Below are 23,579 nucleotides of genomic sequence, written 5' to 3'. Positions count from 1 at the left end.
GAGCGGCCCGGCGCGGCTAGCCCGCGGCTTCCTTGCGGCGGGCCCGGTAGGCGGCGACGTGCAGACGGTTTCCGCAGGTGCGGCTGTCGCAGTAGCGCCGGGACCGGTTGCGGGAGAGGTCGACGAAGGCGCGCCGGCAGTCGGGCGCCTCGCAGCGCCGCAGCCGGTCCTGCTCCCCGGCGACCACGAAGAAGGCGAGCGCCATCCCGCAGTCGGCCGCCAGGTGGTCGGCGACGGAGGCGCCGGGCGCGAAGTAGTGGACGTGCCAGTCGTAGCCGTCGTGGTCGGTGAGCCGGGGAGTGGTGCCCGCGGCCGCGATCAGCTCGTTGATGGTCGCGGCGGCGGCCCGCGGCTCGGGGTCCGCGAAGACCTCGGCGAACCGGGCCCGCACCTGGCGCACGTCGGCGAGGTCACGCTCCGAGAGCACCCCGACGTCGCTCACGTTGTGGGTTCGTACGAAGTCGCTCAGCGCTGCCACGTGGGCGAGTCCGTCGGCGCCGTCCTCCTCCGGTGCGGTGTTCACCAGATCGACCACGGCGTCCAGCGAGCACCGGGTGTCATGGGTGATCAGCACGATTCGCTCCCTGGCCAGGGGCGGGCGCGCGCCCGCCGGTGCTGGCCGATGCTAGCGGCTTCTTCTCGGGACGCACCGGGTCAGGAGGCACCGGGTCGGACGCGCGGGGTCAGGAGGTGCAGGGACGCGACGCACCGGCGCCGTCGTCGCGGAAGGGATCCGCGGCGACGGCGCCGGTGCCTGCTCTGTTCGCCTTCTGTCGTTGTGTCGCGTCGCACGCCCGTGCGCCGTCGCCCCGAGTCGGACGGCGTCGAGCGGCTCCCGACAGCGCCTGGCGCTAGCTTTCGGCCAGGATGTGCGAGAGCTCCGTGTCGAGGTCGAAGTGACGGTGTTCGGTACCGGGCGGCACTGCCGCGTCGGTTCGCTTCAGGAAGGACTCCAGGGCCCGCGCCGGGGCCTCGAGCAGAGCCTCGCCCTCCGGAGAGCTCAGGGCGATGCAGACGACGCCCTGACCGTGGCTCCGGGACGGCCAGACTCGGACGTCGCCGGTACCGGTGGGCCGGTGCAGGCCCTCGGCGAGGAGGTCGCGGGCGAACACCCACTCGACGGTTTCCTCGGCTCCGGTGTGGAAGGTGGCGTGCACGGCATAGGGATCGGCCGTGTCATACCGCAGTCCTGCGGGTACAGGCAGTGAGGACTCGCTCGACACAACGAGGCGCAGGTGCAGCTCGCAGCTGACCGTGGTGTTCATAAGCGCCAGGGCCTTTCGCTCAGTGTGCGCTCGGGGATTCGCACGTCGGCGAAATCGACATGCCACCTACGGTGCCGTTGTAAACCCCTCTGAGGGTTTTGCGTGTCTTTAGGTAGCTCGTATGGCGGGTTGTCCCCTCCGCGTGTGCACCCATTCCGGTGACGGGTTTCCGTCCGGTAAGGTTTGGCTGCATGAATACGGGGAGTAACGAGCCTGCGAGGGTCGCGGAACCGACCGTCGCGTCAGTGGGCGAGCAGTTGGACGCGAAGGCCGAGCAACCGCTCGGATCGCGGGCGCCGCAGTACATCCAGTCACGCAGGGTGCTGCACCTCAGCTGGCAGGTCGGCGTCTTCATCGTGGGTCTCGCGGTGGTCGTCGCGGGCATCATCATGCTGCCGCTGCCGGGCCCCGGCTGGCTCGTGATCTTCGGCGGAATGGCGATCTGGGCGACCGAGTTCGTCTGGGCCCAGCTGGTGCTCCGCTGGACCAAGCGCAAGGTCACCGAGGCCGCGCAGCGCGCGCTCGACCCCAAGGTGCGCCGCCGCAACATCATCCTGACGACGATCGGCCTCGTCATCATCGCGGTGCTCGTCGGCGTCTACGTGTGGAAGTTCGGCATCACCATGCCGTGGAAGATCAAGGAGTGACCCGGGGGTGACTCCGAGGCGGTCGGAGGCACCCGCTGACATGCGGTAATGTTCTCCATGCGCCCGGGGCGATTAGCTCAGTGGGAGAGCGCTTCGTTCACACCGAAGAGGTCACTGGTTCGAACCCAGTATCGCCCACCCCGGATTACGGCCCGGAGGCTCTTAGAGCCTCCGGGCCGTTCTCGTATTCCCCCGCCTTTCAAGGGAATTGACGGGTCCACATACGCGGCCCCGCGCGAAGTCGTCTTGCGCGTTCAGTGCATTCGGTTCAGTACATTCCGGAACCGGCGTGCGTCGCGCAGGCGTTGCTCATAGGTGGCGCCGAGCGCGAGCAGGAGCAGCCCCGCGAGGGCGGGCGGCAGCCAGCGCGGCAGGACGCCCACGGCCTGGACGAGGTACGGCGCCAGTTCGTGCAGCGCGTCGAGCGCGAGGACCGCGCCGCCGATGACCAGCGGTGCCCGCAGCCGGTGCCGGGCGCCGACGAGCGTGACCGCGAGCGCCGCGAGGCCGAGCAGCAGCGGGCGCTGCCAGTGCGGATCGCCCCACGCCGCGGCGAGGCTCGGCAGCAGCGTCGCGGCGAGCCCGGGACCGTACGCGGCCCAGGAGGAGAGCTCCGGGTCGCGGCGCCGCCGCAGAGCGCCGATGAGCAGCGCGGGGACGGTGACGGGCAGGGCGTACGCCTCCGGTGTCAGCACGTCCCAGGAGGCGAGGCGGACCCAGCTCGCCAGGACCAGCAGGGCCGCGGCCGCGTATCCGACGGGGCGGCGGTCGGCGCGCAGGGCCGTGCCCGACGCGATGAGCCCGCCGAGCCCGAGGGCCAGCGCCAGGGTCGGGGCGTGCGGCGCGGTGAGGCTGATGGCGAGCGCGCCCGAAGCGGCCGCCATGATCTCGACGGGCAGGGTGAGCGGATGGCGGCCCATGCGGGCCGCGACGAGCGCCGCGAGGGCGGGCACGGCGAGGGCCAGCAGGCCGGTGTGTTCCGGGCGCAGTCCCCAGGAGGCGCCCACGGCGCAGGCTAGCGCCGTGGCGTGGGCGAGGGTCGCGCAGACGGCGAGGGCCGCGGCGCCGGGGGCGGGCTCCGCGCGCCGCGCCAGGCCCACGCAGGCGGCGAGGAACGCCGCCGTCAGGAAGGCGAGCGTGCCGAGGGTCGCGGCGGTGGTGGCCAGGGAGAGGAACGCGACGCTCACCGAGGACGCGAGGGCCAGAGCCGACGCGGTCAGCGCCGTGACGGCCGATGTCGCGCGCACGGCGAGGATCAGCGCGACCGCCGTCAGCGCGAGGTGGGCGACCACTCCCGCCGCGTACGGAAGGGCCAGGGCGGGCGGCAGCGCGAGCGCGGCGGACCAGGCGAGGGCCCCCGCGCCGTACCCGGCCGCGCGCTGCCCCGCGCCGCCGATCCGGCCCGCCGCGACCGCGCACACTGCGGCGACGGAGGCGAGCACCAGCGGGGCGAGGAGCGGGTGGGCCGTGGGGAGCTCGACGAGCAGGGCGTCCCTGGCGTCCGAAGGCGTGCCCGACCAGGCCCTGGTGGCCCAGCCGAGGGGGCCGAGCAGCGCGAGGGCGGCCACGGGCAGCGCCCACAGCGCCGCGAGCGCCTGCACCGCGGCCGACGCCCCGGCGACGCCGCGCCGCAAGGTCCACGGAAGAGCGGTGCGCAGGACCGCCAACAGCGCGATGCCGCACGCCAGATGGGCCGGTACCGTCCACGCGGCGGGCAGCGCCGTCCGCAGCACCCCGCCGGACGCGGCCACCACGAGCAGACCGGCAGCGCACGCGGCGCCGGTCGCGACCTCGGCGCGGGCCGAGCGCCACGCCGCCACCAGGGCGATCGACGCGGCGAACAGCAGCAGGGCGCCCGCGCGCGCCGCCCCCGCCGGGTCCGTGGCCTGCGCGGACAGCCAGCCCGCGCTCGCCGCGCCCCACAGCCCGAGCGCGCAGGCGCCGACCGAGGCGGTGACGCGGACCGGCCTGGCGGACACCCACAGCGCGAGCGCGGTGTCGAAGGCGGCCGTCACCAGGAGCGCCGCCGTCATCGTGTGCGCGCCCGCGCCCGCGGCCCCCGCCCAGAGGATCAGCGGGAGTTGGGCCGTGGCCACGGCGGTCGGCAGCGGCAGGCGCAGCCCGCCGAGGAGCAGCCCGTACCCCGCCCAGACCGCGGCGAGCAGTGCGGACGTCACCGCCGCGAAGCCGAGGGCGTCCACGTCGGACAGCGCCAGATGGCGCAGCGCGTACGCGTCGAGGACGGTCAGGGCCATGCCGAGGGCCGCCACCGTCTCGGCCGTCGAGCGGAGCTTCCTGCGCAGCAGCACCGCGGGCACGCCGAGCGCGGCGAGGGTGACCGCGCCGAGCACCGCGCTGCGGCCGCCGATGCCCAAGTGACCCCAGCTGACCACCGTGAAGGCGATCGCGGCGATGGTCAGGAGCACGCCGCCGAGGGCGAGCAGCACGTTCTGCACGCTCGGCGGGGTGGCCTCTGATGCGGGCGGGCCGGCCGGGTGAGGGGGTTGCCCGGCCGGGCCCGCCGCGCGCAGGGCACCGAGCAGCCAGGCCCGGCGCTGCAGCAACTGCGTCCTGCGCGCCTCCAGTTGGCGCAACTCCCAGTCGAGGACGCGGAGCTCCTCGGCGGGTGGCGGAAGGTTCGTCATGTCAGGTGAGTGTGGTCCGCGCCACGCCGCTCGGCATCGGCGCGGATACTCAGGACGTACTCAGATCCGGGCAGACTGCCGTCATGGACTGGTGCCGCTACCGCTTCCGCAGCGTCTGGGATCTGCCCCGCGCGCCCGAGGACGTCTATGCCGTCCTCGAACGGGTCGAGGAGTATCCGCGGTGGTGGCCGCAGGTGCGGGAGGTGACGCCGGTCGACGACCACAGCGGCATCGCGCGCTTCCGCTCCTTCCTGCCGTACGACTTGGTCGTCACCGCGCGGGAGCGGCGCCGCGACCCGGCGGCCGGGGTGCTCGAGATCGCCATGAGCGGAGACCTGGAGGGCTGGGCGCGCTGGACGGTCGCGGCGGGGTCCGGCGGGACGCGGGCCGTCTACGACCAGAAGGTCGAGGTGCGTCGGCCGTTGATGCGGCGCCTCGCCGTCCCCGGCAGACCCGTGTTCCTGCTCAATCACGCGCTGATGATGAGGGCGGGGCGGCGAGGTCTGACGGCGTACCTGGCAGCGGTTTGAAGGAACGGCGATCGGACCTGTATTGTTCAGTGCGTTCCCGGGCGATTAGCTCAGTGGGAGAGCGCTTCGTTCACACCGAAGAGGTCACTGGTTCGAACCCAGTATCGCCCACCCGGAGGATGCCGGTCCGTCAGCAGACGGACCGGTTTTTTCTTGCCCCGATCGGTTCGCCGACGGGTTTCCGATCGATGCGCGTGGCCCCGCGCTCACGCCGCCGCGGGCAGTTCGGGCCGCAGCGGCCAGGCCGGATCCACCGCTTCGGGTGTGCCGCTCTTGGCGAACCACGCCTGTAGGCCGCGCGCCTGGGCCGCGTGCCAGACCGCTTGCAGCGAGTGCAGTTCGGCCGGTGAGAGCCGTTCGAGGCGGGAGGCGAAACGCCGCCCCACCGCGCGTACGACATCGAGGGCGGCCTGCGCGTCCGCCGCCGCGTCGTGCGCGTCGGAGAGCTCCACCGCGTAGTGCGCGCACAGGTCCGTGAGCGTGCGGCGGCCCTTGCGGTAGCGGTCCAGGTGTTTGTCGAGGACCCGGGGGTCGACCACGCAGAGCGGCGAGCCCTCCATGTAGCGACCCAGGGACGAGGCGCGGTGCCTGCGCAACTCCCGGTCCAGGATGGTCAGGTCGAACGGCGCGTTCATCACCACGATCGGCCGTCCCGCCGCGCCCTGCTCGGCCAGATCCCTGGCTATCTCCTCCATCACGGGCGCGGGCCAGCGGCCGTTGCGCTGGAGGTGTTCCTCCGTCAGTCCGTGGATGGCCGTGGCTCCTTCGGGCACGGGAACGCCCGGATTCACCAGCCAGCGAGTGATGCGCGGACGGGTGCCCGCGCCCTGCTGGACGACGACGGCGGCCGACACGATCCGGTCGGTCTCGACGTCGACGCCCGTGGTCTCCGTGTCGAATGCGGCCAAGGGCCCCTCGTACCAGCACGTCATGGTGACGCAACTCCTCGTTCATGTCCGGCAGATGACGTCAGTCCCCGCCCACGCTGGTGATACCCGGGCCGTTTGCGCTGTACGCGGCCCGGAGACAACAGAGGTACGGGGCCTTGACATCGACGGCCCGAGCGGGGAACTACCGGGTTCGGAAGGCTTGTTGGACATGGCGCTCGCGCAGCCCGAACAGGGTGGGCTGCTGCCCGAGCGGATCGCACCGCCGCGCGGCACACTCGCCACCACCGCCTGCATGGAGACGCTCCAGGTGGGCTATCTGCACGCCGTCGCCGCCGCGGCGGGGTGCTCGCTCTCCCAGCCCTTTCCGGACAACGGCATCGACTGGCACGTCAGCCACAGCGCCCCCGGGCACACGGTCGACGACGAAGTCACCATCAAGGTCCAGCTCAAGTGCACGTACCAGATACCGCCCCGTCCGGCGGGCCCCGCCTTCTCCTTCACGCTCGACAACGCGCATCTGGAGAAGCTCGCCCGCACCCCGGTCTCGGTGCACAAGATCCTGGTCGTGATGCTCGTGCCCCGGTCGCGGGACGACTGGCTGCGGGCCGGGCACGACAGGCTCGACCTGCGGCACTGCTGCTACTGGACCAATCTCGCCGGGCACCCCGTGACCGGCAGGCGCAGGACCACCGTGCGCGTACCGACCTCGCGGATCTTCGACGACCGCGCCCTCTGCGAGATCATGACGCGGGTCGGTACGGGAGGGAGACCGTGACCGTGACGCACCGCCCCTTCGGCTCCGACGAGCCGGTACTTCCCGTCCGCCCGCACCCCGCGCCCGTCGCGGGCCCCTGGACGGACCCGCCCGAGCCCGCCCACGTCGACCCCGCCGTGCTCGGCGCGCTGCTGCTCCGGCACGGCTGGCAGCGGCGCGGGGGAGCCGCGGGACGCTACGCCCGGTGGACGCCGCCGGGACCCGGGGGCGGCGGCATCAGCCTGCTCGTGCCGGAGAGCAGGGCCTTCCCCGACTGCGAGGACCTGATCGCCGAGGCACTCGTCGCGCTGACCCGCAGCGCCTCGCCCGCCGCGCGCGACGTGCTCGTCGGGCTCGCCGTGCCCAGCGACGAGATCCGCTGGTGGCGCGACGTCCCGGCCGGGCCCGCGGGCGCCGCGACCTGGCCGATGGAGGAGCAACTGCGCTCCGCCGCACGGCAGATGCTGCTCGCGGGGGCGCTCGCCGCGCGCGGCCGCGCCGGGTACTACGGGGCGCGGCACCGGGGCCCCGCCGCCGCGTCCCTGGACCACGTCCTGGTGGGGCCCGCGGTGGGCGGTCGCCGGCTCACCGCGTTCGTGCCCGTCCTGACCGGGCGGCCGCTCGCGGTCCGCCTGCACCAGGCGCTGTACGCCGCGCGGGAAGCCGTCGACTACCAGCGCGCGACCGGTGGCATGGACGCCTTCGACGGAGCGGTCGAGGCGGGGGTCAGCCACGAGCTGACCGAGGCGATCGTGGCGCTGGTGCGGGGCACCGAGGGAGCGCGGATCGCGGTGGAGTGGGCGCCGGGCGCCGGGGTGCCCGAGGGGTGCGCGGCACCGGCCGAGCCCGTGGAGTTCTCGCCGGGCGACCTGGCCGTGCTGCGTGAGGCGGGCGCCCGGTACCTGCGCGACGAGCCGTCGGTGCCGGTGCGGATCACCGGGGCCGTGGTGCGGATGCGGCGTGCCGCGCCGCGCGGTGACGGCACGGTGCGGATCCGGGTCATCGCGGGCGCGGAGGTCCCCCACGTACGGATGACGCTGGACGAGGAGGCGTACCGCATAGCGGGCCACGCACACCTGGTGGGGCTGCCGATCCGGGTGCACGGGCGGCTGGAGAGCCGGGGCGGGTTCCGCAGGCTCACCGGGGCGACCGGCGTGGTGCCGGTGCAGGTGGACGAGGCGGAGCGGGACCGGCTCATGAAGTCGCTCCAGGAGAACCTCGACTTCTTCGAGGAGGCGTGCGGCACGGACTGAGGGGAGCGGGGCGCGGTCCTGAGGGGCGCCCGGTCGGAGGGGGTGCTTCCGGTGGGCGCGGGACATCCGTTTCGCGGCGGGCCCCTCCGGCTCGGTACGATCCCTAGTGCGTGCGCATCAGGAAGCGCCGCACCCCCCTTCAGCTAGGAGAGACCGGTGTCAGACGTCCGTGTGATCATCCAACGCGATTCCGAGCGGGAAGAGCGCGTGGTGACGACGGGCACTACGGCGGCCGAGCTCTTCGCCGGTGAGCGCACCATCGTCGCCGCGCGCGTGGCCGGTGAGCTGAAGGACCTCGCGTACGCCGTGGCCGACGGCGAGGAGATCGAGCCCGTCGAGATCTCCTCCGAGGACGGCCTGAACATCCTGCGCCACTCCACCGCGCACGTCATGGCGCAGGCCGTGCAGGAGCTCTTCCCCGAGGCCAAGCTCGGCATCGGCCCGCCCATCCGCGACGGCTTCTACTACGACTTCGACGTCGCGGAGCCGTTCACGCCCGAGGATCTCAAGCGCGTCGAGAAGAAGATGCAGGAGATCCAGAAGCGCGGCCAGAAGTTCTCGCGCCGCGTCACCACGGACGAGGACGCCCGCGAGGAGCTGTCCGGCGAGCCGTACAAGCTGGAGCTGATCGGCCTCAAGGGCAACGCCGCACAGGCCGCCGACGGTGCCGACGCCGAGGTGGGCGCCGGTGAGCTGACGATCTACGACAACCTCGACGCCAAGACCGGCGAGCTGTGCTGGAAGGACCTCTGCCGCGGTCCCCATCTGCCCACCACCCGGAACATCCCGGCGTTCAAGCTGATGCGCTCCGCCGCCGCCTACTGGCGAGGCAGCGAGAAGAACCCGCAGCTCCAGCGCATCTACGGCACCGCGTGGCCGTCGAAGGACGAGCTGAAGGCCCACCTGGAGTTCCTCGCGGAGGCCGAGAAGCGCGACCACCGCAAGCTCGGTGCCGAGCTCGACCTCTTCTCCTTCCCGGAGGAGCTGGGTCCGGGCCTCGCGGTCTTCCACCCCAAGGGCGGCGTGATCCGCAAGGAGATGGAGACCTACTCCCGCAAGCGGCACGAGGACACGAACTACGAGTTCGTGAACACCCCGCACATCTCCAAGGAGCGCCTCTTCGAGATCTCGGGCCACCTGCCGAACTACTCGGACGGGATGTTCCCGGCCATCGAGTTCGACGAGCAGAACTACCGCCTCAAGGCGATGAACTGCCCGATGCACAACCTGATCTTCAAGGCGCGCGGCCGCTCCTACCGCGAACTGCCGCTGCGGCTCTTCGAGTTCGGCACGGTCTACCGCTACGAGAAGTCCGGCGTGGTGCACGGCCTGACCCGCTCGCGCGGCTTCACACAGGACGACTCGCACATCTACTGCACCAAGGAGCAGATGGCGGGCGAGCTCGACTCGCTGCTCACTTTCGTCCTCGACCTCCTGCGCGACTACGGCCTGAACGAGTTCGAGCTGGAGCTCTCCACCCGCGACCCCGAGTCCGACAAGTTCATCGGCGAGGACGCGGAGTGGGAGGAGGCCACCGAGGCGCTGCGCCAGGCGGCCGCCAAGCAGGACCTGCCGCTGGTGCCCGACCCGGGCGGCGCCGCGTACTACGGCCCGAAGATCTCCGTCCAGGCCAAGGACGCGATCGGCCGCTCCTGGCAGATGTCGACCATCCAGGTCGACTTCCAGCAGCCCAAGCGGTTCGGCCTGGAGTACACCGCGTCCGACGGCAGCAAGCAGCAGCCCGTCATGATCCACCGGGCGCTCTTCGGCTCCATCGAGCGGTTCTTCGCGGTGCTCCTCGAGCACTACGCGGGCGCCTTCCCGGTGTGGCTGGCCCCGGTGCAGGCGACCTGCATCCCGATCGGTGACGCGCACGTGCCCTACCTCCAGGAGTTCGCCGCCAAGGCGAAGGAGCAGGGGCTGCGCGTCGAGGTCGACGCGTCGTCGGACCGCATGCAGAAGAAGATCCGCAACGCCCAGAAGTCCAAGGTCCCGTTCATGGTCATCGCGGGCGACGAGGACATGGCCAACGGCGCCGTCTCCTTCCGCTACCGCGACGGCTCGCAGGAGAACGGCATCCCGGTCGACGAGGCGATCGCCAAGATCACCAAGGCCGTCGAGGACCGCGCTCAGGTCTGATCGCGCGCCGAGAGGCCGTCCGAGGCCCCCGGGGGAGTTTCCCCGGGGGCCTCGTGCCGTCGCGGAGTCGCGCACATCCGCCCCGGCGGCTCGCTCCGCAGGGATGAAGTCATATGCTGCACCTCATGACGAGTGAGCCGGAGCAGCAGATCGGAGTGGGTACGCAGGACGCGTTCCAGCGCCTGTGGACGCCCCACCGGATGGCCTACATCCAGGGCGAGAACAAGCCCACGGGGCCAGGAGCCGACGACGGCTGCCCCTTCTGCTCCATCCCGGCCAAGTCCGACGAGGACGGCCTGGTGATCGCGCGCGGCGAGCACGTGTACGCGGTGCTCAACCTCTACCCGTACAACGGCGGCCACCTGATGGTCGTGCCCTACCGGCACGTCGCCGACTACACGGACCTGACGGCCGCGGAGACGGCCGAGCTCGCCGAGCTCACCAAGCAGGCGATGACGGCGCTGCGCACCGCGTCCGGCGCGCACGGCTTCAACATCGGCATGAACCAGGGGACCGTGGCGGGCGCGGGCATCGCTGCGCACCTGCACCAGCACGTCGTCCCGCGCTGGGGCGGCGACACCAACTTCATGCCGGTCGTGGGGCACACCAAGGTGCTGCCGCAGCTGCTCGCCGACACCCGCAAGATGCTCGCCGACGCCTGGCCCGCGCTCGCGGGCTAGGCCCTGTCGTCGCACAGCGGGCCGCACGGCCTGTTGCATAGCGTCAACCCCCCTGGCAGATAAGGGGGTTGGAGGCGGCAACCTCACCTGCCACCCTGCTCTCAGGGAGAGCACGGTCAGGGAGGGGTCATGTCCGGCGGCGTGTCACAGGCGGCCGACCCGGGGTGGGTGGAGTTCGGGCGGCAGCTGCGCTTCCACCGTCGGCGGGCCGGACTCACCCAGCTGCAGCTCGGCAGGCGGGTGGGGTACCACCACAGCTTCATCAGCAGGCTCGAGGGCGGGCTGCGGGAGCCGCCCTTCGACCTGGTGAACCGGCTCGACGCCGTCCTGGAGACCGGGGGACGGCTCGCCGCCGCCCTCGCCTCGCCGCCACCGTCAGTGCGCGTGCCAGGGCCCCTCCTGACGGCGCCCACGCTGTTCTCGCCGATCCCCGGCGCGGACACCCCCGGCGAAGAGGCCCTCCTGACCACGCAGCCGTGGCCCGCGCGGCTGCCCGCCGAGGGCCTTGCCTGCCCGCTGCACGGCAGGGTGGGCTGCGAAACCCCCGACCGGAGTTCGGTGATGGACCTGCTGACCGGACCGGCCGGGCCGCGCGAGCGCGCCGACGAGCCCGTCGGCGCGGAGGCGGAGCTGCTGCACGGCCTGACCGCGGCGCTGGCCTGTCTGATCCGCGAGGCGTTCGTCCGCGTCAACGACGCGTGCGCGACCACCGTGGAGCGGCTGCTGCGCGGAGTGGCCCGCTGGGCCGAGGCGGTCAACTCCACGGGCCGCCTGCCGTACGGCCAGTTACGGCTCGCCGCCCAGTACGCCCAGGTCGCGGGGCGGCTGCGGATGGAGCGCGGGCAAAGCGGCGTGGCCATGGCCTGGTTCGGGCACGGCCTGCGATGGGCCGACGCCGCCCAGGACGCCGAGGCCCGCGCGACCCTCCTCAGTGACATGTCGACCCTCGTCCGGCTCGACGGGGACGCCGCGTCGATGCTCGTGTACGCGGAGGCCATCGGGGCGGTGGACGCCAAGCGGCGCTGGATGACGACCCTGGCGGACCTGTACCAGGCGCGCGCGTACGCGCTGAACCACGACGCCGCCGCGTGCCGCCGGCACATCTCGCTCGCGCGGCGCAGGTTCGCCAGGCTGGACGACCGGGACCTCCTCGAAGCGCCCTGGCTCGCGGGCGCGGAGGGCCTGCTGCGGCTCGAATCGGCCGTCGGCGGGGCGCTGCGCGACCTCGCGGTGGTGACGGAGGACCGCGCGGTGGCCCGGCGCGCGATCGAGGCCACCGCCCGTTCGTACGCGCTGCTGCCGCCGGTGATGCACACCACGCGCCTGCTGCTCACGCTGCGCCTCGCGGACAGCTGGGCGTGCGCCGGTGATCCCGTCGCGGCGGTCGCCCTGGCGCAGCCGGTCCTCGAAGAGGCCGTGTGCGCGCGGGAGTTCATGGTCACCGTGGAGTTGCGCGGACTGCACAGCAGGCTTGCGGGGCGCTGGGGCGACCTGCCGGAGGTACGGGAGTACCGGGAGCGGCTGCGGGCCGTGTCGGAGTGAGGCGGTGCCCGTGTGCCGCGCTTGCCAGTTCTTGACAGGGCGAACCGGAGGCCGGGAATCCATTGACCGGGACCCGGGCCGGTGTGAGGGTTCCGCCTGCCACGAGGGTGTCATGTCACCGCCAGTCCGGAACGGGAGCAGCGGGCACGACCGCACGGCCTGACGCACACGTACTCCCCCCTGGCCCGACGGAGCCTCAACACCTCTCACAAGGAGCCGTGATGCTCAGAAGATCCGCAGCGGCCGGGATAACCCTGGCCCTGGCACTCGCGGGGGTGACGGTACCGGCCTCCTTCGCCTCGGCGGCGGCACGGACCGCGCCCGCCGCGGGCAAGCCGGACCCCCTCGCGAGAGCCGTCGCCGCCGCCGACAAGGCGGTGCGCAGCGGCCTCGACTCGCTGGCCAAGGGCCCCGAGGAGCAGTACGACCGACACCAGGTCACGCCCTGGGTCAAGGGCCTCTACTCGGTCGCGTACGAGCGCACCTACCGCGGGTTGCCGGTGGTGGGCGGAGACGCGGTGGTCCTCGCCGACGGCAAGGGCAAGGTCCGCGACGTGCGGGCCGCGACCGACGCGAGGATCGCGGTCACCACCAAGGCGAAGGTGACGGCCGCGCAGGCGGTCAGGACGAGCCGTACGAAGCTGGCGTCGGTCAAGAAGGTCGACTCCAAGCGCCTGGTCGTCCGGGTCAAGAAGGACGCGCCCGCGCTCGCCTGGGAGACCAAGCTGTCCGGCAGGACCAAGGCGGGCGACCCCAGCAAGCTGCACGTCTTCGTCAACGCCCTCACCGGCAAGGTCATCGACACCTACGACGACGTGCGCGCGGGCACGGGACACAGCAAGTGGAACGGCCCCGACCCGCTGACCATCGACACCTCCCGGTCCGGCAGCAACTACGTGCTGCGCGACACCACGCGTCCTGGCCTCCAGTGCTCCAGCTACCAGGGCAGCGTCTTCTCCAAGGCGACCGACGACTGGGGCACCGGCAACCCCACCAGCAGGGAGACCGGCTGCGTCGACGTGATGTTCGCCGCGCAGAAGCAGTCGAACATGCTCAAGGAGTGGTTCGGCCGCAACGGGCACAACGGCAACGGCGGCAGCTGGCCGGTGAGCGTGGGCCTCAACGAGCTCAACGCCTACTGGGACGGCTCCTCCGTCACCATCGGCCACAACAGTGCCAATGAGTGGATCGCCGGAGTGGACGTCGTCGCCCACGAGTTCGGCCACGGCCTCGACTCCAACACGCCCGGCGGCGCGAACCACGAGAGCGGCCTGGGCGAGGCGACCGGCGACATCATGGGCGCCCTGACCGAGGCGTACATCAACGAGCCCGCGCCCTACGACACCCCCGACTACACCGTCGGGGAAATGATCAACCTCCAGGGCCGGGGCCCGATCCGGAACATGTACGACCCGAGCCGGGTCAACAACGACCCCAACTGCTACTCCGCCTCGATCCCCAACACGGAGGAGCACAAGGCGGCCGGGCCCATGAACCACTGGTTCTACCTCCTCGCCGAGGGCTCCAACCCCGGCGGCGGCAAGCCCAACAGCCCCACCTGCAACAACCAGCAGGTGACCGGCATCGGCAACAAGAACGCCGGCAAGATCTTCTACGGCGCCATGCTGCTCAAGACCAGCGGCATGACGTACAAGCGCTACCGCAGCGCCACCCTGACCTCGGCGAAGAACCTCGACGCGAGCTGCGACCTGTTCAACGCCACCAAGGCCGCCTGGGACGCCATCAGCATCCCGGCCCAGAGCGGTGACCCGACCTGCTCCGGGCAGCAGAGCGACTTCTCCCTCGGCCTCAGCCCTGCCTCGGGGAAGGTCGAGCCGGGCGCCTCGACCACCGCCACGGTCAACACCACGACCGTCACCGGCAGCGCCCAGCAGATCTCGCTGACCGCCTCGGGCGCGCCGACCGGCGTGAACGTCTCGTTCGACCCGGGAACCGTCACGTCCGGCTCCAACGCCACCATGAAGATCACCACCACGGCGTCCACCACGCCCGGCACCTACCCGATCACCGTCACGGGCACCGCGGGCACCAAGACGCACACCGCCCAGTACACGCTGACCGTGGGCGGTGGCGGCAACCCGACGCAGCCGCCGGACATCGACGTGGAGAAGGTGCGCGGGCACCTGGCCCAGCTCAACACCATCGCCACGCAGAACGGCGGCAACCGCCGCGCCACCGGTGCCGGTTACCGCGAATCCCTCGCGTACGTGAAGGGCAAGCTCGAAGCGGCCGGATACAAGGTCACCGAGCAGAGCTGCGCCTCCGGCTGCTCCGCGGGCGCGGGCAACAACCTGATCGCCGAGTGGCCGCAGGGCGACGCGGACAACGTCTACATGTTCGGCGCGCACCTCGACGGCGTGGCCGCGGGCCCCGGAATCAACGACAACGGCTCGGGATCCGCCGCGATCTTGGAGGCCGCGCTGAGCCTGGCCCAGAACAACCCCACGATGAAGAACCGGGTCCGCTTCGCCTGGTGGACCGACGAGGAGAAGGGCCTGAACGGCTCGGACTACTACGCCAGGTCCCTGTCGAGCACGGAGCGCGCCAAGATCAAGGCGTACTACAACTTCGACATGGTGGGCTCGACGAACGCCGGGTACTTCATCAACAACCTGAACTCGGCCGCCTCGGTGCCGTTGCGGGACTACTGGACCTCCCTCAACCTCGCACCCCAGGAGAACGTCGAGGGACAGGGCCGCTCGGACGACGCCTCCTTCCAGAGCGTCGGCATCCCGACCTCCGGCTACGCCACCGGCGCCTCCGCCACGAAGTCCGCGGCCGAGGCCGCGAAGTGGGGCGGTACCGCGGGCCGTTCGTACGACTCGTGCTACCACTCGGCCTGTGACACCACCGCCAACGTCAGCGCCACCTCGCTGGACCGCAGCTCGGACGGGCTCGCGTACGCGGTCTGGAAGACGTCCGTCAGCGACAAGCCCGCACCGACGGACGACTTCTCCCTCTCCGCCAACCCGGCCTCGGGCACGGTCGAGCCCGGTTCCTCCGCGAAGGTCACCCTCGCCACCGCCACCACCAGTGGCTCGGCGCAGAAGGTGGCGCTCGCGGCCGCGGGGGCCCCGTCAGGAGTGAGCGTCTCCATCAGCCCCGACGCGGTGCTCTCGGGCGATTCGGCGACGGCCACCGTCTCGGTCGCGGCGGGCACGACCGCCGGGACGTACACGCTGACCTTCACCGGCAGCGGCCAGGCCACCCACACCACCACGTACACCCTGACGGTGCCGGGCGGCGGCGAGACCACCTGGCAGCTGGGTGCCACCTACAAGGCGGGTGACGTGGTGACCTACAACGGCGTCCGCTACCGCTGCATCCAGGGCCACACCGCCTACCCGGGCTGGGAGCCGCCGAACGTTCCCGCCCTGTGGCAGGCCATCTGATCGGCGCTCGACCGGGGGCGGTGGGGTGCGCGCACCCCACCGCCCCTTCGGCTCACGCGTCGTACACGTCCGCCTTCCTCGGCATGGGGTCCTGGATCATCCCGCTGAGGAAGCCGGAACGGCTGCCGAACTTCTCCGTGTTCACGCCGTTCTCGTCGAGGACCTTGATCGCGGCCGAGTGCACCACGCGCAGCACGGGCGTGGCCGCGCGCAGCGCGTCGTCGGCCATGAAGCGGTGCCGCCAGGGCCGGTCCGCCCAGGCGTGCCGCAGGCCGAAGGGCTCGGGCAGCGAGAGGTTGCCGCCGAGGTAGTCGAGCAGCGGCGGGTACCAGGTGAAGGGGGCGCGGACCGCGAGGCGTACGACCTCGTCGGCGTCGACCAGCGGCAGATTGCGCGTGGTGGTCTCCCAGAACTTGATCGGCTTGGCGACCGTCTTCGTCTTGGGGGAGGGCTTGCTGGTGAACAGCGAGTGCACCGGGCCGAGCGCGTGCCCGGTGACCTCGATGCGCAGGGTCTCGTGCAGCACCGTCACGGTGATCAGCATCGTGATCACCAACTGGCCGTCCCAGAGGGTGAACTGGACGCCCAGGTAGTGCCGGTCGCCGCTGCCGAACTGCTGCTCGTTGCAGATGCGCTGGATCTCGTGGCCGCGGACCTGGAACGCCTCGACGTCCGTGCCGCTGGGACGGGCCACCGCCTTCGCGTTCTCCCCGATGGGGGAGACGACCCAGTGCTTTATCGACGGGGTCGGGAAGCCGCCGGTGTGCAGGGGGCCACGCTCCAGCATGCGGAGCTGGTCGTGCACCGCGCGTATGACGTCCCAGCTGCGGAAGGGGTGGATCTCCTTGCCCTCCTCGGCGGGCACCAGCTCCTCCGCGAGCTGCCAGCTGCCCCAGCGCGTGCCCATGCCCAGTATGCCCTTGGGCCCCGCGTAGAAGACGGAGTTGCTCTGCTGCTCGGCGGAGAGCCGCGCGAGGCCCTGCCGGAGCCGCTCGGCGGCCGTCTCGCCGGGGCTGCCCGGCACCGCCTCGGGGATCTTCGCGCCGATGCCGCCGCCCGCGAGCAGGCCCGACCAGCGATCGCGCATGTCCCGTGCCGTGCGCTCGGCGATCTGCTTGGCCAGGAACCAGCCCACCACGGGCAGCACGATCGCCGCCCGGAGGTACCAGGCCCAGAAGCCGCCGAACGGCAGCTTGAGCAGGAACAGCACGGCGAGCACGCCCACCGCGACGAGCACGGCCGTGGCGAGCGCGCCCGCGCGCTTGTTCTCGCTCTTGGCGACCTGCCGCCTGATGGTGAAGACCGCGAGCCAGACGAGCAGCCCCGGCAGGAAGAGGAGCCCGCACAGGACCATCACGGCGGTGAGCCAACTGTCGCGCTGCTTGCGGATGTTGCTCGCCGCGAGGCAGTGCTCGACGACCGCCTGCGGCTCTATGCCGAAGGACTGGATGAGCGGCTTGCGGCCGCCGCCGAGCATCCGCACCTGCACGGTGCGCGCGAACGCCTCGCCCAGGCTCGGCTTGAACAGCGACCAGAGGCCGGGCTTCACCTCGGACTTGTGCCACTCGTTGTTGGCCGTGAGGATCTCGTCCACGTCGCTGTCGCGGTACGCGGCCGAGGCCAGGGCATGTGTCGCCGCGGTCTGTCCGGCCGCGCCGGAGAGCGGGACCTGGGCCCCCGGCCTGAAGTCGAATCCATCGTCCGCCACTGCCGCCCCCATCGCCGCGACGCCTTCGCTGCTGCGGCTCTTCCCGACTTCACTGCCCGGCACACCTGTTGCCGCCCGGCACATCTGTTGATCAGGTCATCAGCGTATCCGGGCGTACCGACATCCGTCAGCGGACGACGGAATGCGGCCGATCACCGCCCACCCGGTGCGGGCGGTGATCGACGCCGCGCAACTACGAGGCGTCCGCCGCCTGTTCGCGGATCTTCTCGGAGAGCTGCGGGGGCATCGGCTCGTGGCGCGCGTAGGCACGAGTGAAGCGCGCGGTGCCCTGCGAGAGGGACCGCAGGTCCACCGCGTACCTGCCGATCTCGATCTCGGGCACCTCGGCCCGCACGAGCGTGCGCCCGCCGGGCGCCTGCTCGGTGCCGACGACCCGGCCACGGCGGCCCGACAGGTCGCTCATCACCGCGCCCACGTGGTCGTCGGAGACCAACACCTGTACCTCCGCGACCGGTTCGAGGAGGTGGATCCGCGCGTCGGCCGCGGCCTCGCGCAGCGCGAGCGCGCCCGCCGTCTGGAACGCGGCGTCGGAGGAGTCCACCGAGTGCGCCTTGCCGTCCAGGAGCGTGACGCGTACGTCGATGAGCGCGTACCCGGCGGCGACGCCCTTCGCCGCCTGCGCGCGCACGCCCTTCTCGACGGACGGGATGAACTGGCGGGGGACCGCGCCGCCGACGACCTTGTCGACGAACTCGATGCCGCTGCCGCCGGGCAGCGGTTCGACCTCGATCTCGCAGATCGCGTACTGCCCGTGCCCGCCGGACTGCTTCACGTGGCGCCCGCGGCCACCGGACCTGCCCGCGAACGTCTCCCGCAGCGAGACCTTGTACGGCACGACGTCCACCTGCACCCCGTACCGGCTGCGCAGCCGCTCCAGTGCCACGTCCGCGTGCGCCTCGCCCAGGCACCACAGGACCACCTGGTGGGTGTCCTGGTTCTGTTCGAGCCGCATGGTCGGATCCTCCGCGACCAGGCGCGAGAGCCCCTGCGAGAGCTTGTCCTCGTCGGCCTTGCTGTGCGCCTGGATGGCGAGCGGCAGGAGCGGGTCGGGCATGTCCCAGGGCTCCATCAGGAGCGGATCGTCCTTGGCGGACAGGGTGTCGCCGGTCTCGGCGCGGCTCAGCTTGGCCACGCAGGCCAGGTCGCCCGCGCAGCAGTGGGTGAGGCCGCGCTGCTGCTTGCCGAAGGGCGAGGAGAGCGCGCCGATCCGCTCGTCGACGTCGTGGTCCTCGTGCCCCCGGTCGGCGAGGCCGTGCCCGGAGACGTGCACGGTCTCGTCGGGGTGCAGGGTGCCGGAGAAGACGCGGACGAGCGAGATGCGGCCCACGTACGGGTCGGACGCCGTCTTCACCACCTCGGCGACCAGCGGCCCCGAAGGGTCGCAGGCGAGCGCGGGCCGCGGCTTGCCGCCCGGTGTGGTGACGGCGGGCGCGGGGTGTTCGAGCGGCGTCGGGAAGCCGCCCGTGATGAGTTCGAGGAGCTCGACCGTGCCGATGCCCTGGCGGGCGCCCTCAGCGGCCGGTGCCGCGGCGAGCACGGGGTGGAAGATGCCGCGCGCCACGGCCCGCTCCAGGTCGTCCACGAGCGTCGTGAAGTCGATGTCCTCGCCGCTGAGGTAGCGGTCCATGAGGGACTCGTCCTCGCTCTCGGCGATGATCCCCTCGATCAGTTTGTTGCGCGCCTCCTCGATCAGCGGCAGCTGGTCGGCGCCCGGCTCGGACTCCTTGCGCTCGCCGGAGGCGTAGTCGAATATCCGCTGCGAGAGCAGCCCGATCAGGCCGGTGACCGGAGCGTGCCCGTCCGGTCCCTGCTCGCCGTAGAGCGGCAGGTACAGCGGAAGGACCGCGTCGGGGTCGTCCGCACCGAACGCCTGGGCGCAGGTGCGGGTCATCTCGGTGAAGTCGGCGCGGGCCGACTCCAGGTGTGTGATCACGATGGCCCGCGGCATGCCGACCGCCGCGCACTCCTCCCACACCATGCGGGTCGCGCCGTCCACGCCGTCCGCCGCCGAGACGACGAAGAGGGCCGCGTCCGCGGCGCGCAGACCGGCCCTCAGCTCCCCGACGAAGTCCGCGTAGCCGGGTGTGTCCAGGAGATTGACCTTGTAGCCGCCCCATTCGACGGGGACCAGGGACAGCTGCACCGAGCGCTGCTGCCGGTGCTCGATCTCGTCGTAGTCGGAGACGGTGCCGCCGTCCTCCACACGGCCCGCCCTGTTCACCGCCCCCGCGGTCAGCGCGAGGGCCTCCACCAGAGTCGTCTTGCCCGATCCGCTGTGGCCGACCAGCACCACATTCCGTACGGACGCGGGGTGGTCGGCCGATGCTGCCCTGCCGGCGGCTCCGGGGTGTGCGTTCGCCTTGTCGCCCATGCCTTGGCCTCCCGGTTACGTGCGCGGTGAGGAGGCTCAGCCCCCTCGGGGATGCTGGCTGCTCGCGGACACGCGGGGCCGCGTGCGGGTCGGCTCCGGCGACGCCCGCGGTGCCTTCGAGCTTTCCACTCGGGTCACTCTGCGTCCATACGTCGTACGCGAACGTGAGGGGGCGAGCCGGTGCGTCAACGTCGTGACTACGATGGGCCAGCCGGTGGCCAACGGGGCCGCGCGGCGCACCGACCCCTCGGGAAGGCCATGCTGAACAAGTACGCGCGTGCATTCTTCACGCGTGTCCTCACACCGTTCGCCGCGTTTTTGATCCGCCGCGGGGTCAGCCCCGACGCGGTCACCTTCATCGGCACGGCCGGTGTCATGGCGGGAGCGCTGGTCTTCTTCCCCAGGGGAGAGTTCTTCTGGGGCACGATCGTCATCACGCTGTTCGTCTTCTCGGACCTGGTCGACGGCAACATGGCACGCCAGCTCGGCCGCTCGAGCCGCTGGGGCGCCTTCCTGGACTCCACGCTCGACCGGGTGGCCGACGGCGCGATCTTCGGCGGCCTCGCCCTCTGGTACGCGGGCTCCGGCGACGACAACATCCTGTGCGCCGTCTCCCTCTTCTGTCTGGCCAGCGGCCAGGTGGTCTCGTACACGAAGGCGCGCGGCGAGGCGATCGGCCTGCCCGTGGCGGTCAACGGCCTGGTGGAGCGCGCCGAGCGCCTGGTGATCACGCTGGTCGCCGCGGGTCTCGCGGGGCTCCACAAGTTCGGCGTGCCCGGCATCCAGGTCCTGCTGCCCATCGCCCTGTGGATCGTCGCCGCGGGCAGCGCCGTCACCCTCGTCCAGCGGGTCGTGACCGTGCGCCGCGAGTCCGCCGAGGCGGACGCCGCCGCGGCCGCGCAGGCCCAGGAGAGTGAGGCCGCGCAGTGAAGGACCGACTCACCGACGCGCTGTACGGGCTCGGCTGGAGCACCGTCAAGAAGCTGCCGGAGCCGGTCGCCGACCGCCTGGGCAGGACCATCGCCGACACGGTCTGGAAGAAGCGGGGCAAGGGCGTCCTGCGCCTGGAGTCCAACCTCGCGCGCGTGGTGCCCGACGCCACGCCGGAGCGGCTCGCCGAGCTCTCCAAGGCGGGCATGCGCTCCTACCTGCGCTACTGGATGGAGTCCTTCCGTCTCCCCTCCTGGAGCAGGGAGCGGGTCAAGAACGGCTTCGACGTCAAGGACGTCCACCACCTCACCGAAGGGCTCGCGTCCGGCAAGGGCGTCGTCCTCGCGCTCCCGCACCTGGGCAACTGGGACCTCGCGGGCGCCTGGGTCACCACCAAGCTCGAGACCCCCTTCACCACCGTCGCCGAACGCCTCAAGCCCGAGACGCTCTACGACCGCTTCGTCGCCTACCGCGAGAGCCTCGGCATGGAGGTCCTGCCGCACACCGGCGGATCCGCCTTCGGCACGCTGGCCCGCCGACTGCGCGCGGGCGGCCTGGTCTGTCTCGTCTCCGACCGCGACCTGTCGGCCTCCGGAGTCGAGGTGAAGTTCTTCGGAGACACCGCCCGGATGCCCGCGGGGCCCGCGATGCTCGCCCAGCAGACCGGCGCGCTCTTGCTTCCCGTCACCCTCTGGTACGACGATTCGCCCGTCATGAAGGGCCGTGTCCACCCACCCATCGACGTCCCCGAGACAGGTACCAAGGCCGAGAAGACGTCTGTCATGACGCAGGCCCTGGCCGACGCCTTCGCCACGGGAATCGCCGACCACCCGGAGGACTGGCACATGCTGCAGCGTCTGTGGCTCGCCGACCTGGAGCCCCGCCCCGACGAAGCTCGGCCGGAGGGGCGCTCGTGAGGATCGGCATCGTCTGCCCGTACTCCTGGGACGTGCCGGGCGGCGTCCAGTTCCACATCCGCGATCTGGCGGAGCACCTCATCCGCCTCGGGCACGAGGTCTCCGTCCTCGCTCCCGCCGACGACGAGACACCGCTTCCGCCGTACGTCGTGTCGGCGGGCCGGGCCGTTCCCGTGCCGTACAACGGCTCGGTCGCGCGGCTCAACTTCGGCTTCCTTTCGGCCGCGCGGGTACGCCGATGGCTGCACGACGGCACGTTCGACGTCATCCACATCCACGAGCCCGCCTCACCCTCGCTCGGCCTGCTCGCCTGCTGGGCCGCGCAGGGCCCGATCGTGGCGACGTTCCACACGTCCAACCCGCGCTCACGGGCGATGATCGCCGCGTACCCGATCCTGCAGCCCGCCCTGGAGAAGATCAGCGCGCGCGTCGCGGTGAGCGAGTACGCGCGCCGGACCCTCGTCGAACACCTGGGCGGCGACGCGGTCGTCATCCCCAACGGCGTCGACGTCGACTTCTTCGCCGAGGCCGAGCCCAAGCCCGAGTGGCAGGGGGAGACGATCGGCTTCATCGGCCGCATCGACGAACCCCGCAAGGGCCTTCCGGTGCTGATGAAGGCCCTGCCGCAGATCTTCGCCGAACGCCCCGAGGCACGTCTCCTGGTGGCGGGCCGCGGCGACGAGGACGAGGCGGTGGCCTCCCTCCCCGCCGAACTGCGCTCCCGCGTCGAGTTCCTCGGCATGGTCAGCGACGAGGACAAGGCACGGCTGCTGCGCAGCGTCGACCTGTACGTCGCCCCGAACACCGGCGGCGAGAGCTTCGGCATCATCCTGGTCGAGGCGATGTCGGCGGGCGCCCCGGTGCTCGCCAGCGACCTGGATGCCTTCGCCCAGGTCCTCGACCAGGGCGCGGCGGGCGACCTGTTCACCAACGAGGACGCGGAGTCCCTGGCCAAGGCGGCCGTACGCCTCCTGTCCGACCCGGACCGCCGCACGGGCCTGCGCGACCGGGGCAGCGCCCACGTACGCCGCTTCGACTGGTCGACGGTCGGCGCGGACATCCTGGCGGTCTACGAAACGGTGACGGACGGAGCGGCGTCGGTAGCCGCGGACGAACGCACGGGGTTGCGGGCGCGCTTCGGCTTGGCGCAGAAGGGCTGAGCCGGGGAGAAATCCAGCCCGTCCGGCGTTTGAGGACCGGGGGCCCGGCGGCGAAGCCCCCGAAAAGGCCCGGGCAGCCCGGACCCGGCCCCCGGTTCGAGGCGCCCCCGCCCGGTACCCTTGCCGCCCGTGACCTCCACCTTGATCTGGATCGCAGCCGCCCTCTTCGCGATCGGCCTCTACCTGAGCTGGACCGCGGGCAGACTCGACCGCCTGCACGCGCGCATCGACGCGGCCCGCGCCGCCCTCGACGCACAACTGCTGCGCCGCGCCTCGGTCGCCCAGGAACTGGCCACCTCCGGCGTGCTCGACCCCGCCGCCTCGATCGTGCTCTACGAGGCGGCCCACGCGGCACGGCAGGCGGAGGAGGAGCAGCGCGAGGTCGCCGAGAGCGAGTTGAGCCAGGCGCTGCGGGCCATCTTCGGCGAGGCCGGACAGGTCGAGGCGCTGCGCGAGGCGCCCGGCGGCGACGAGGCGGCGACCGAACTGGCCGCGGCGGTACGCAGGGTGCCGATGGCCAGGCGCTTCCACAACGACGCGGTGCGCGCGGCGAGGGCGCTGCGCAGGCACCGCAAGGTCCGCTGGTTCCGGCTCGCGGGGCACGCGCCGTTCCCGATGGCGTTCGAGATGGACGACGAGCCGCCGGTGGCACTGGCGGACCGGGCGACCGCGTAGCCGACGGCACGTCTCCGGAGAGACACGAAAGCGCAGGTC

18 protein-coding genes and 2 tRNA genes are annotated in these 23,579 nt (G+C 71.9%); 14 read left to right on the top strand and 6 right to left on the bottom strand.

Features of this window, described 5'->3' with window-relative positions; translation table 11 throughout:
- Positions 1–16: 16 nt before the first annotated feature.
- Together KY5_RS06645 and KY5_RS06640 are read right to left on the bottom strand one after the other, a co-directional pair.
- Positions 17–574, bottom strand: a complete 558-nt coding sequence (locus KY5_RS06645; protein WP_098241330.1) for a CGNR zinc finger domain-containing protein — start codon at positions 572–574, stop codon at positions 17–19.
- 277 nt (positions 575–851) lie between these two features.
- Entirely contained in the window at positions 852–1,265 is a 414-nt protein-coding gene (locus KY5_RS06640; RefSeq protein ID WP_003959770.1) for an SsgA family sporulation/cell division regulator, read from the bottom strand.
- A 191-nt stretch (positions 1,266–1,456) separates the two neighbouring features.
- On the opposite strand from KY5_RS06640, the gene KY5_RS06635 reads away from it, so the two are divergent.
- On the top strand, positions 1,457–1,912 hold the full coding sequence (locus KY5_RS06635; protein ID WP_098241329.1) for a TIGR02611 family protein: 456 nt from the start codon (positions 1,457–1,459) through the stop codon (positions 1,910–1,912).
- 66 nt (positions 1,913–1,978) lie between these two features.
- Positions 1,979–2,050, top strand: a tRNA-Val gene (locus KY5_RS06630).
- 116 nt (positions 2,051–2,166) lie between these two features.
- Here the strand turns inward: KY5_RS06630 and KY5_RS06625 are convergent.
- Complete coding sequence (locus tag KY5_RS06625; protein ID WP_098241328.1) at positions 2,167–4,557, bottom strand: SCO7613 C-terminal domain-containing membrane protein; 2,391 nt, start codon at positions 4,555–4,557, stop codon at positions 2,167–2,169.
- An 83-nt stretch (positions 4,558–4,640) separates the two neighbouring features.
- Between KY5_RS06625 and KY5_RS06620 the strand changes: the two genes are divergently transcribed.
- Positions 4,641–5,087: an SRPBCC family protein gene (locus tag KY5_RS06620; protein ID WP_098241327.1), complete on the top strand. Its 447-nt coding sequence runs from the start codon at positions 4,641–4,643 to the stop codon at positions 5,085–5,087.
- A 39-nt stretch (positions 5,088–5,126) separates the two neighbouring features.
- A tRNA-Val gene (locus KY5_RS06615) sits at positions 5,127–5,198 on the top strand.
- 95 nt (positions 5,199–5,293) lie between these two features.
- Here KY5_RS06615 and KY5_RS06610 read toward each other — a convergent pair.
- Complete coding sequence (locus tag KY5_RS06610) at positions 5,294–6,019, bottom strand: 3'-5' exonuclease (protein ID WP_098241326.1); 726 nt, start codon at positions 6,017–6,019, stop codon at positions 5,294–5,296.
- 166 nt (positions 6,020–6,185) lie between these two features.
- Between KY5_RS06610 and KY5_RS06605 the strand changes: the two genes are divergently transcribed.
- The 6 genes from KY5_RS06605 (at position 6,186) to KY5_RS06580 (ending at position 15,758) form a co-directional block, all read left to right on the top strand.
- Positions 6,186–6,752: a DUF4365 domain-containing protein gene (locus KY5_RS06605; RefSeq protein WP_098241325.1), complete on the top strand. Its 567-nt coding sequence runs from the start codon at positions 6,186–6,188 to the stop codon at positions 6,750–6,752.
- Positions 6,753–6,754: 2 nt separating this feature from the next.
- Positions 6,755–7,984: a hypothetical protein gene (locus KY5_RS06600; protein ID WP_098247093.1), complete on the top strand. Its 1,230-nt coding sequence runs from the start codon at positions 6,755–6,757 to the stop codon at positions 7,982–7,984.
- 156 nt (positions 7,985–8,140) lie between these two features.
- Positions 8,141–10,123: a threonine--tRNA ligase gene (gene thrS, locus KY5_RS06595; protein WP_098241324.1), complete on the top strand. Its 1,983-nt coding sequence runs from the start codon at positions 8,141–8,143 to the stop codon at positions 10,121–10,123.
- A gap of 113 nt (positions 10,124–10,236) precedes the next feature.
- Positions 10,237–10,803 (top strand): HIT family protein, encoded by a 567-nt coding sequence (locus tag KY5_RS06590; RefSeq protein WP_098241323.1) that lies wholly within the window; start codon positions 10,237–10,239, stop codon positions 10,801–10,803.
- A 129-nt stretch (positions 10,804–10,932) separates the two neighbouring features.
- The gene (locus KY5_RS06585) at positions 10,933–12,345 is read left to right on the top strand and encodes a helix-turn-helix domain-containing protein (protein ID WP_098241322.1); all 1,413 of its coding nucleotides are present in this window, start codon (positions 10,933–10,935) and stop codon (positions 12,343–12,345) included.
- A 221-nt stretch (positions 12,346–12,566) separates the two neighbouring features.
- Positions 12,567–15,758: a M20/M25/M40 family metallo-hydrolase gene (locus KY5_RS06580; protein WP_098241321.1), complete on the top strand. Its 3,192-nt coding sequence runs from the start codon at positions 12,567–12,569 to the stop codon at positions 15,756–15,758.
- Positions 15,759–15,810: 52 nt separating this feature from the next.
- On the opposite strand, the gene KY5_RS06575 is transcribed toward KY5_RS06580, so the two are convergent.
- Both KY5_RS06575 and KY5_RS06570 read right to left on the bottom strand, forming a co-directional pair.
- The gene (locus KY5_RS06575; RefSeq protein WP_098247092.1) at positions 15,811–17,478 is read right to left on the bottom strand and encodes a hypothetical protein; all 1,668 of its coding nucleotides are present in this window, start codon (positions 17,476–17,478) and stop codon (positions 15,811–15,813) included.
- 181 nt (positions 17,479–17,659) lie between these two features.
- Complete coding sequence (locus tag KY5_RS06570; RefSeq protein WP_098241320.1) at positions 17,660–19,858, bottom strand: elongation factor G-like protein EF-G2; 2,199 nt, start codon at positions 19,856–19,858, stop codon at positions 17,660–17,662.
- A 258-nt stretch (positions 19,859–20,116) separates the two neighbouring features.
- On the opposite strand from KY5_RS06570, the gene pgsA reads away from it, so the two are divergent.
- From pgsA to KY5_RS06550, 4 genes are all read left to right on the top strand, one after another.
- Positions 20,117–20,788 carry a phosphatidylinositol phosphate synthase gene (gene pgsA / locus KY5_RS06565; protein ID WP_098241319.1) on the top strand — a complete coding sequence of 224 codons (672 nt, stop codon included), beginning with the start codon at positions 20,117–20,119 and terminating at the stop codon, positions 20,786–20,788.
- On the top strand, positions 20,785–21,705 hold the full coding sequence (locus tag KY5_RS06560) for a phosphatidylinositol mannoside acyltransferase (RefSeq protein ID WP_098241318.1): 921 nt from the start codon (positions 20,785–20,787) through the stop codon (positions 21,703–21,705). Before pgsA ends, KY5_RS06560 begins: the two co-directional genes overlap by 4 nt.
- A complete protein-coding gene (locus KY5_RS06555) occupies positions 21,702–22,865 on the top strand; it encodes a glycosyltransferase family 4 protein (RefSeq protein ID WP_098241317.1) in 1,164 nt (387 codons plus the stop codon). Before KY5_RS06560 ends, KY5_RS06555 begins: the two co-directional genes overlap by 4 nt.
- A 129-nt stretch (positions 22,866–22,994) precedes the next feature.
- Positions 22,995–23,540 (top strand): hypothetical protein, encoded by a 546-nt coding sequence (locus tag KY5_RS06550; protein ID WP_098241316.1) that lies wholly within the window; start codon positions 22,995–22,997, stop codon positions 23,538–23,540.
- The last annotated feature ends 39 nt before the right edge of the window (positions 23,541–23,579 follow it).

Source organism: Streptomyces formicae (genome assembly GCF_002556545.1).
Lineage (GTDB): Bacteria > Actinomycetota > Actinomycetes > Streptomycetales > Streptomycetaceae > Streptomyces > Streptomyces formicae_A.
Note: the sequence above shows the minus strand (reverse complement) of the source record. Positions and strands in the feature narration are given on the sequence as shown.

Excerpts from the sequence above, each read along its gene's own strand:
- KY5_RS06640 (WP_003959770.1), bottom strand. The coding sequence starts at position 1,265 with ATGAACACCACGGTCAGCTGCGAGCTGCACCTGCGCCTCGTTGTGTCG.
- KY5_RS06635 (WP_098241329.1), top strand. The coding sequence starts at position 1,457 with ATGAATACGGGGAGTAACGAGCCTGCGAGGGTCGCGGAACCGACCGTC.
- KY5_RS06625 (WP_098241328.1), bottom strand. The coding sequence starts at position 4,557 with ATGACGAACCTTCCGCCACCCGCCGAGGAGCTCCGCGTCCTCGACTGG.
- KY5_RS06620 (WP_098241327.1), top strand. The coding sequence starts at position 4,641 with ATGGACTGGTGCCGCTACCGCTTCCGCAGCGTCTGGGATCTGCCCCGC.
- KY5_RS06610 (WP_098241326.1), bottom strand. The coding sequence starts at position 6,019 with ATGACGTGCTGGTACGAGGGGCCCTTGGCCGCATTCGACACGGAGACC.
- KY5_RS06605 (WP_098241325.1), top strand. The coding sequence starts at position 6,186 with ATGGCGCTCGCGCAGCCCGAACAGGGTGGGCTGCTGCCCGAGCGGATC.
- KY5_RS06590 (WP_098241323.1), top strand. The coding sequence starts at position 10,237 with ATGCTGCACCTCATGACGAGTGAGCCGGAGCAGCAGATCGGAGTGGGT.
- KY5_RS06585 (WP_098241322.1), top strand. The coding sequence starts at position 10,933 with ATGTCCGGCGGCGTGTCACAGGCGGCCGACCCGGGGTGGGTGGAGTTC.
- KY5_RS06580 (WP_098241321.1), top strand. The coding sequence starts at position 12,567 with ATGCTCAGAAGATCCGCAGCGGCCGGGATAACCCTGGCCCTGGCACTC.
- KY5_RS06575 (WP_098247092.1), bottom strand. The coding sequence starts at position 17,478 with ATGGGGGCGGCAGTGGCGGACGATGGATTCGACTTCAGGCCGGGGGCC.
- KY5_RS06570 (WP_098241320.1), bottom strand. The coding sequence starts at position 19,858 with ATGGGCGACAAGGCGAACGCACACCCCGGAGCCGCCGGCAGGGCAGCA.
- pgsA (WP_098241319.1), top strand. The coding sequence starts at position 20,117 with ATGCTGAACAAGTACGCGCGTGCATTCTTCACGCGTGTCCTCACACCG.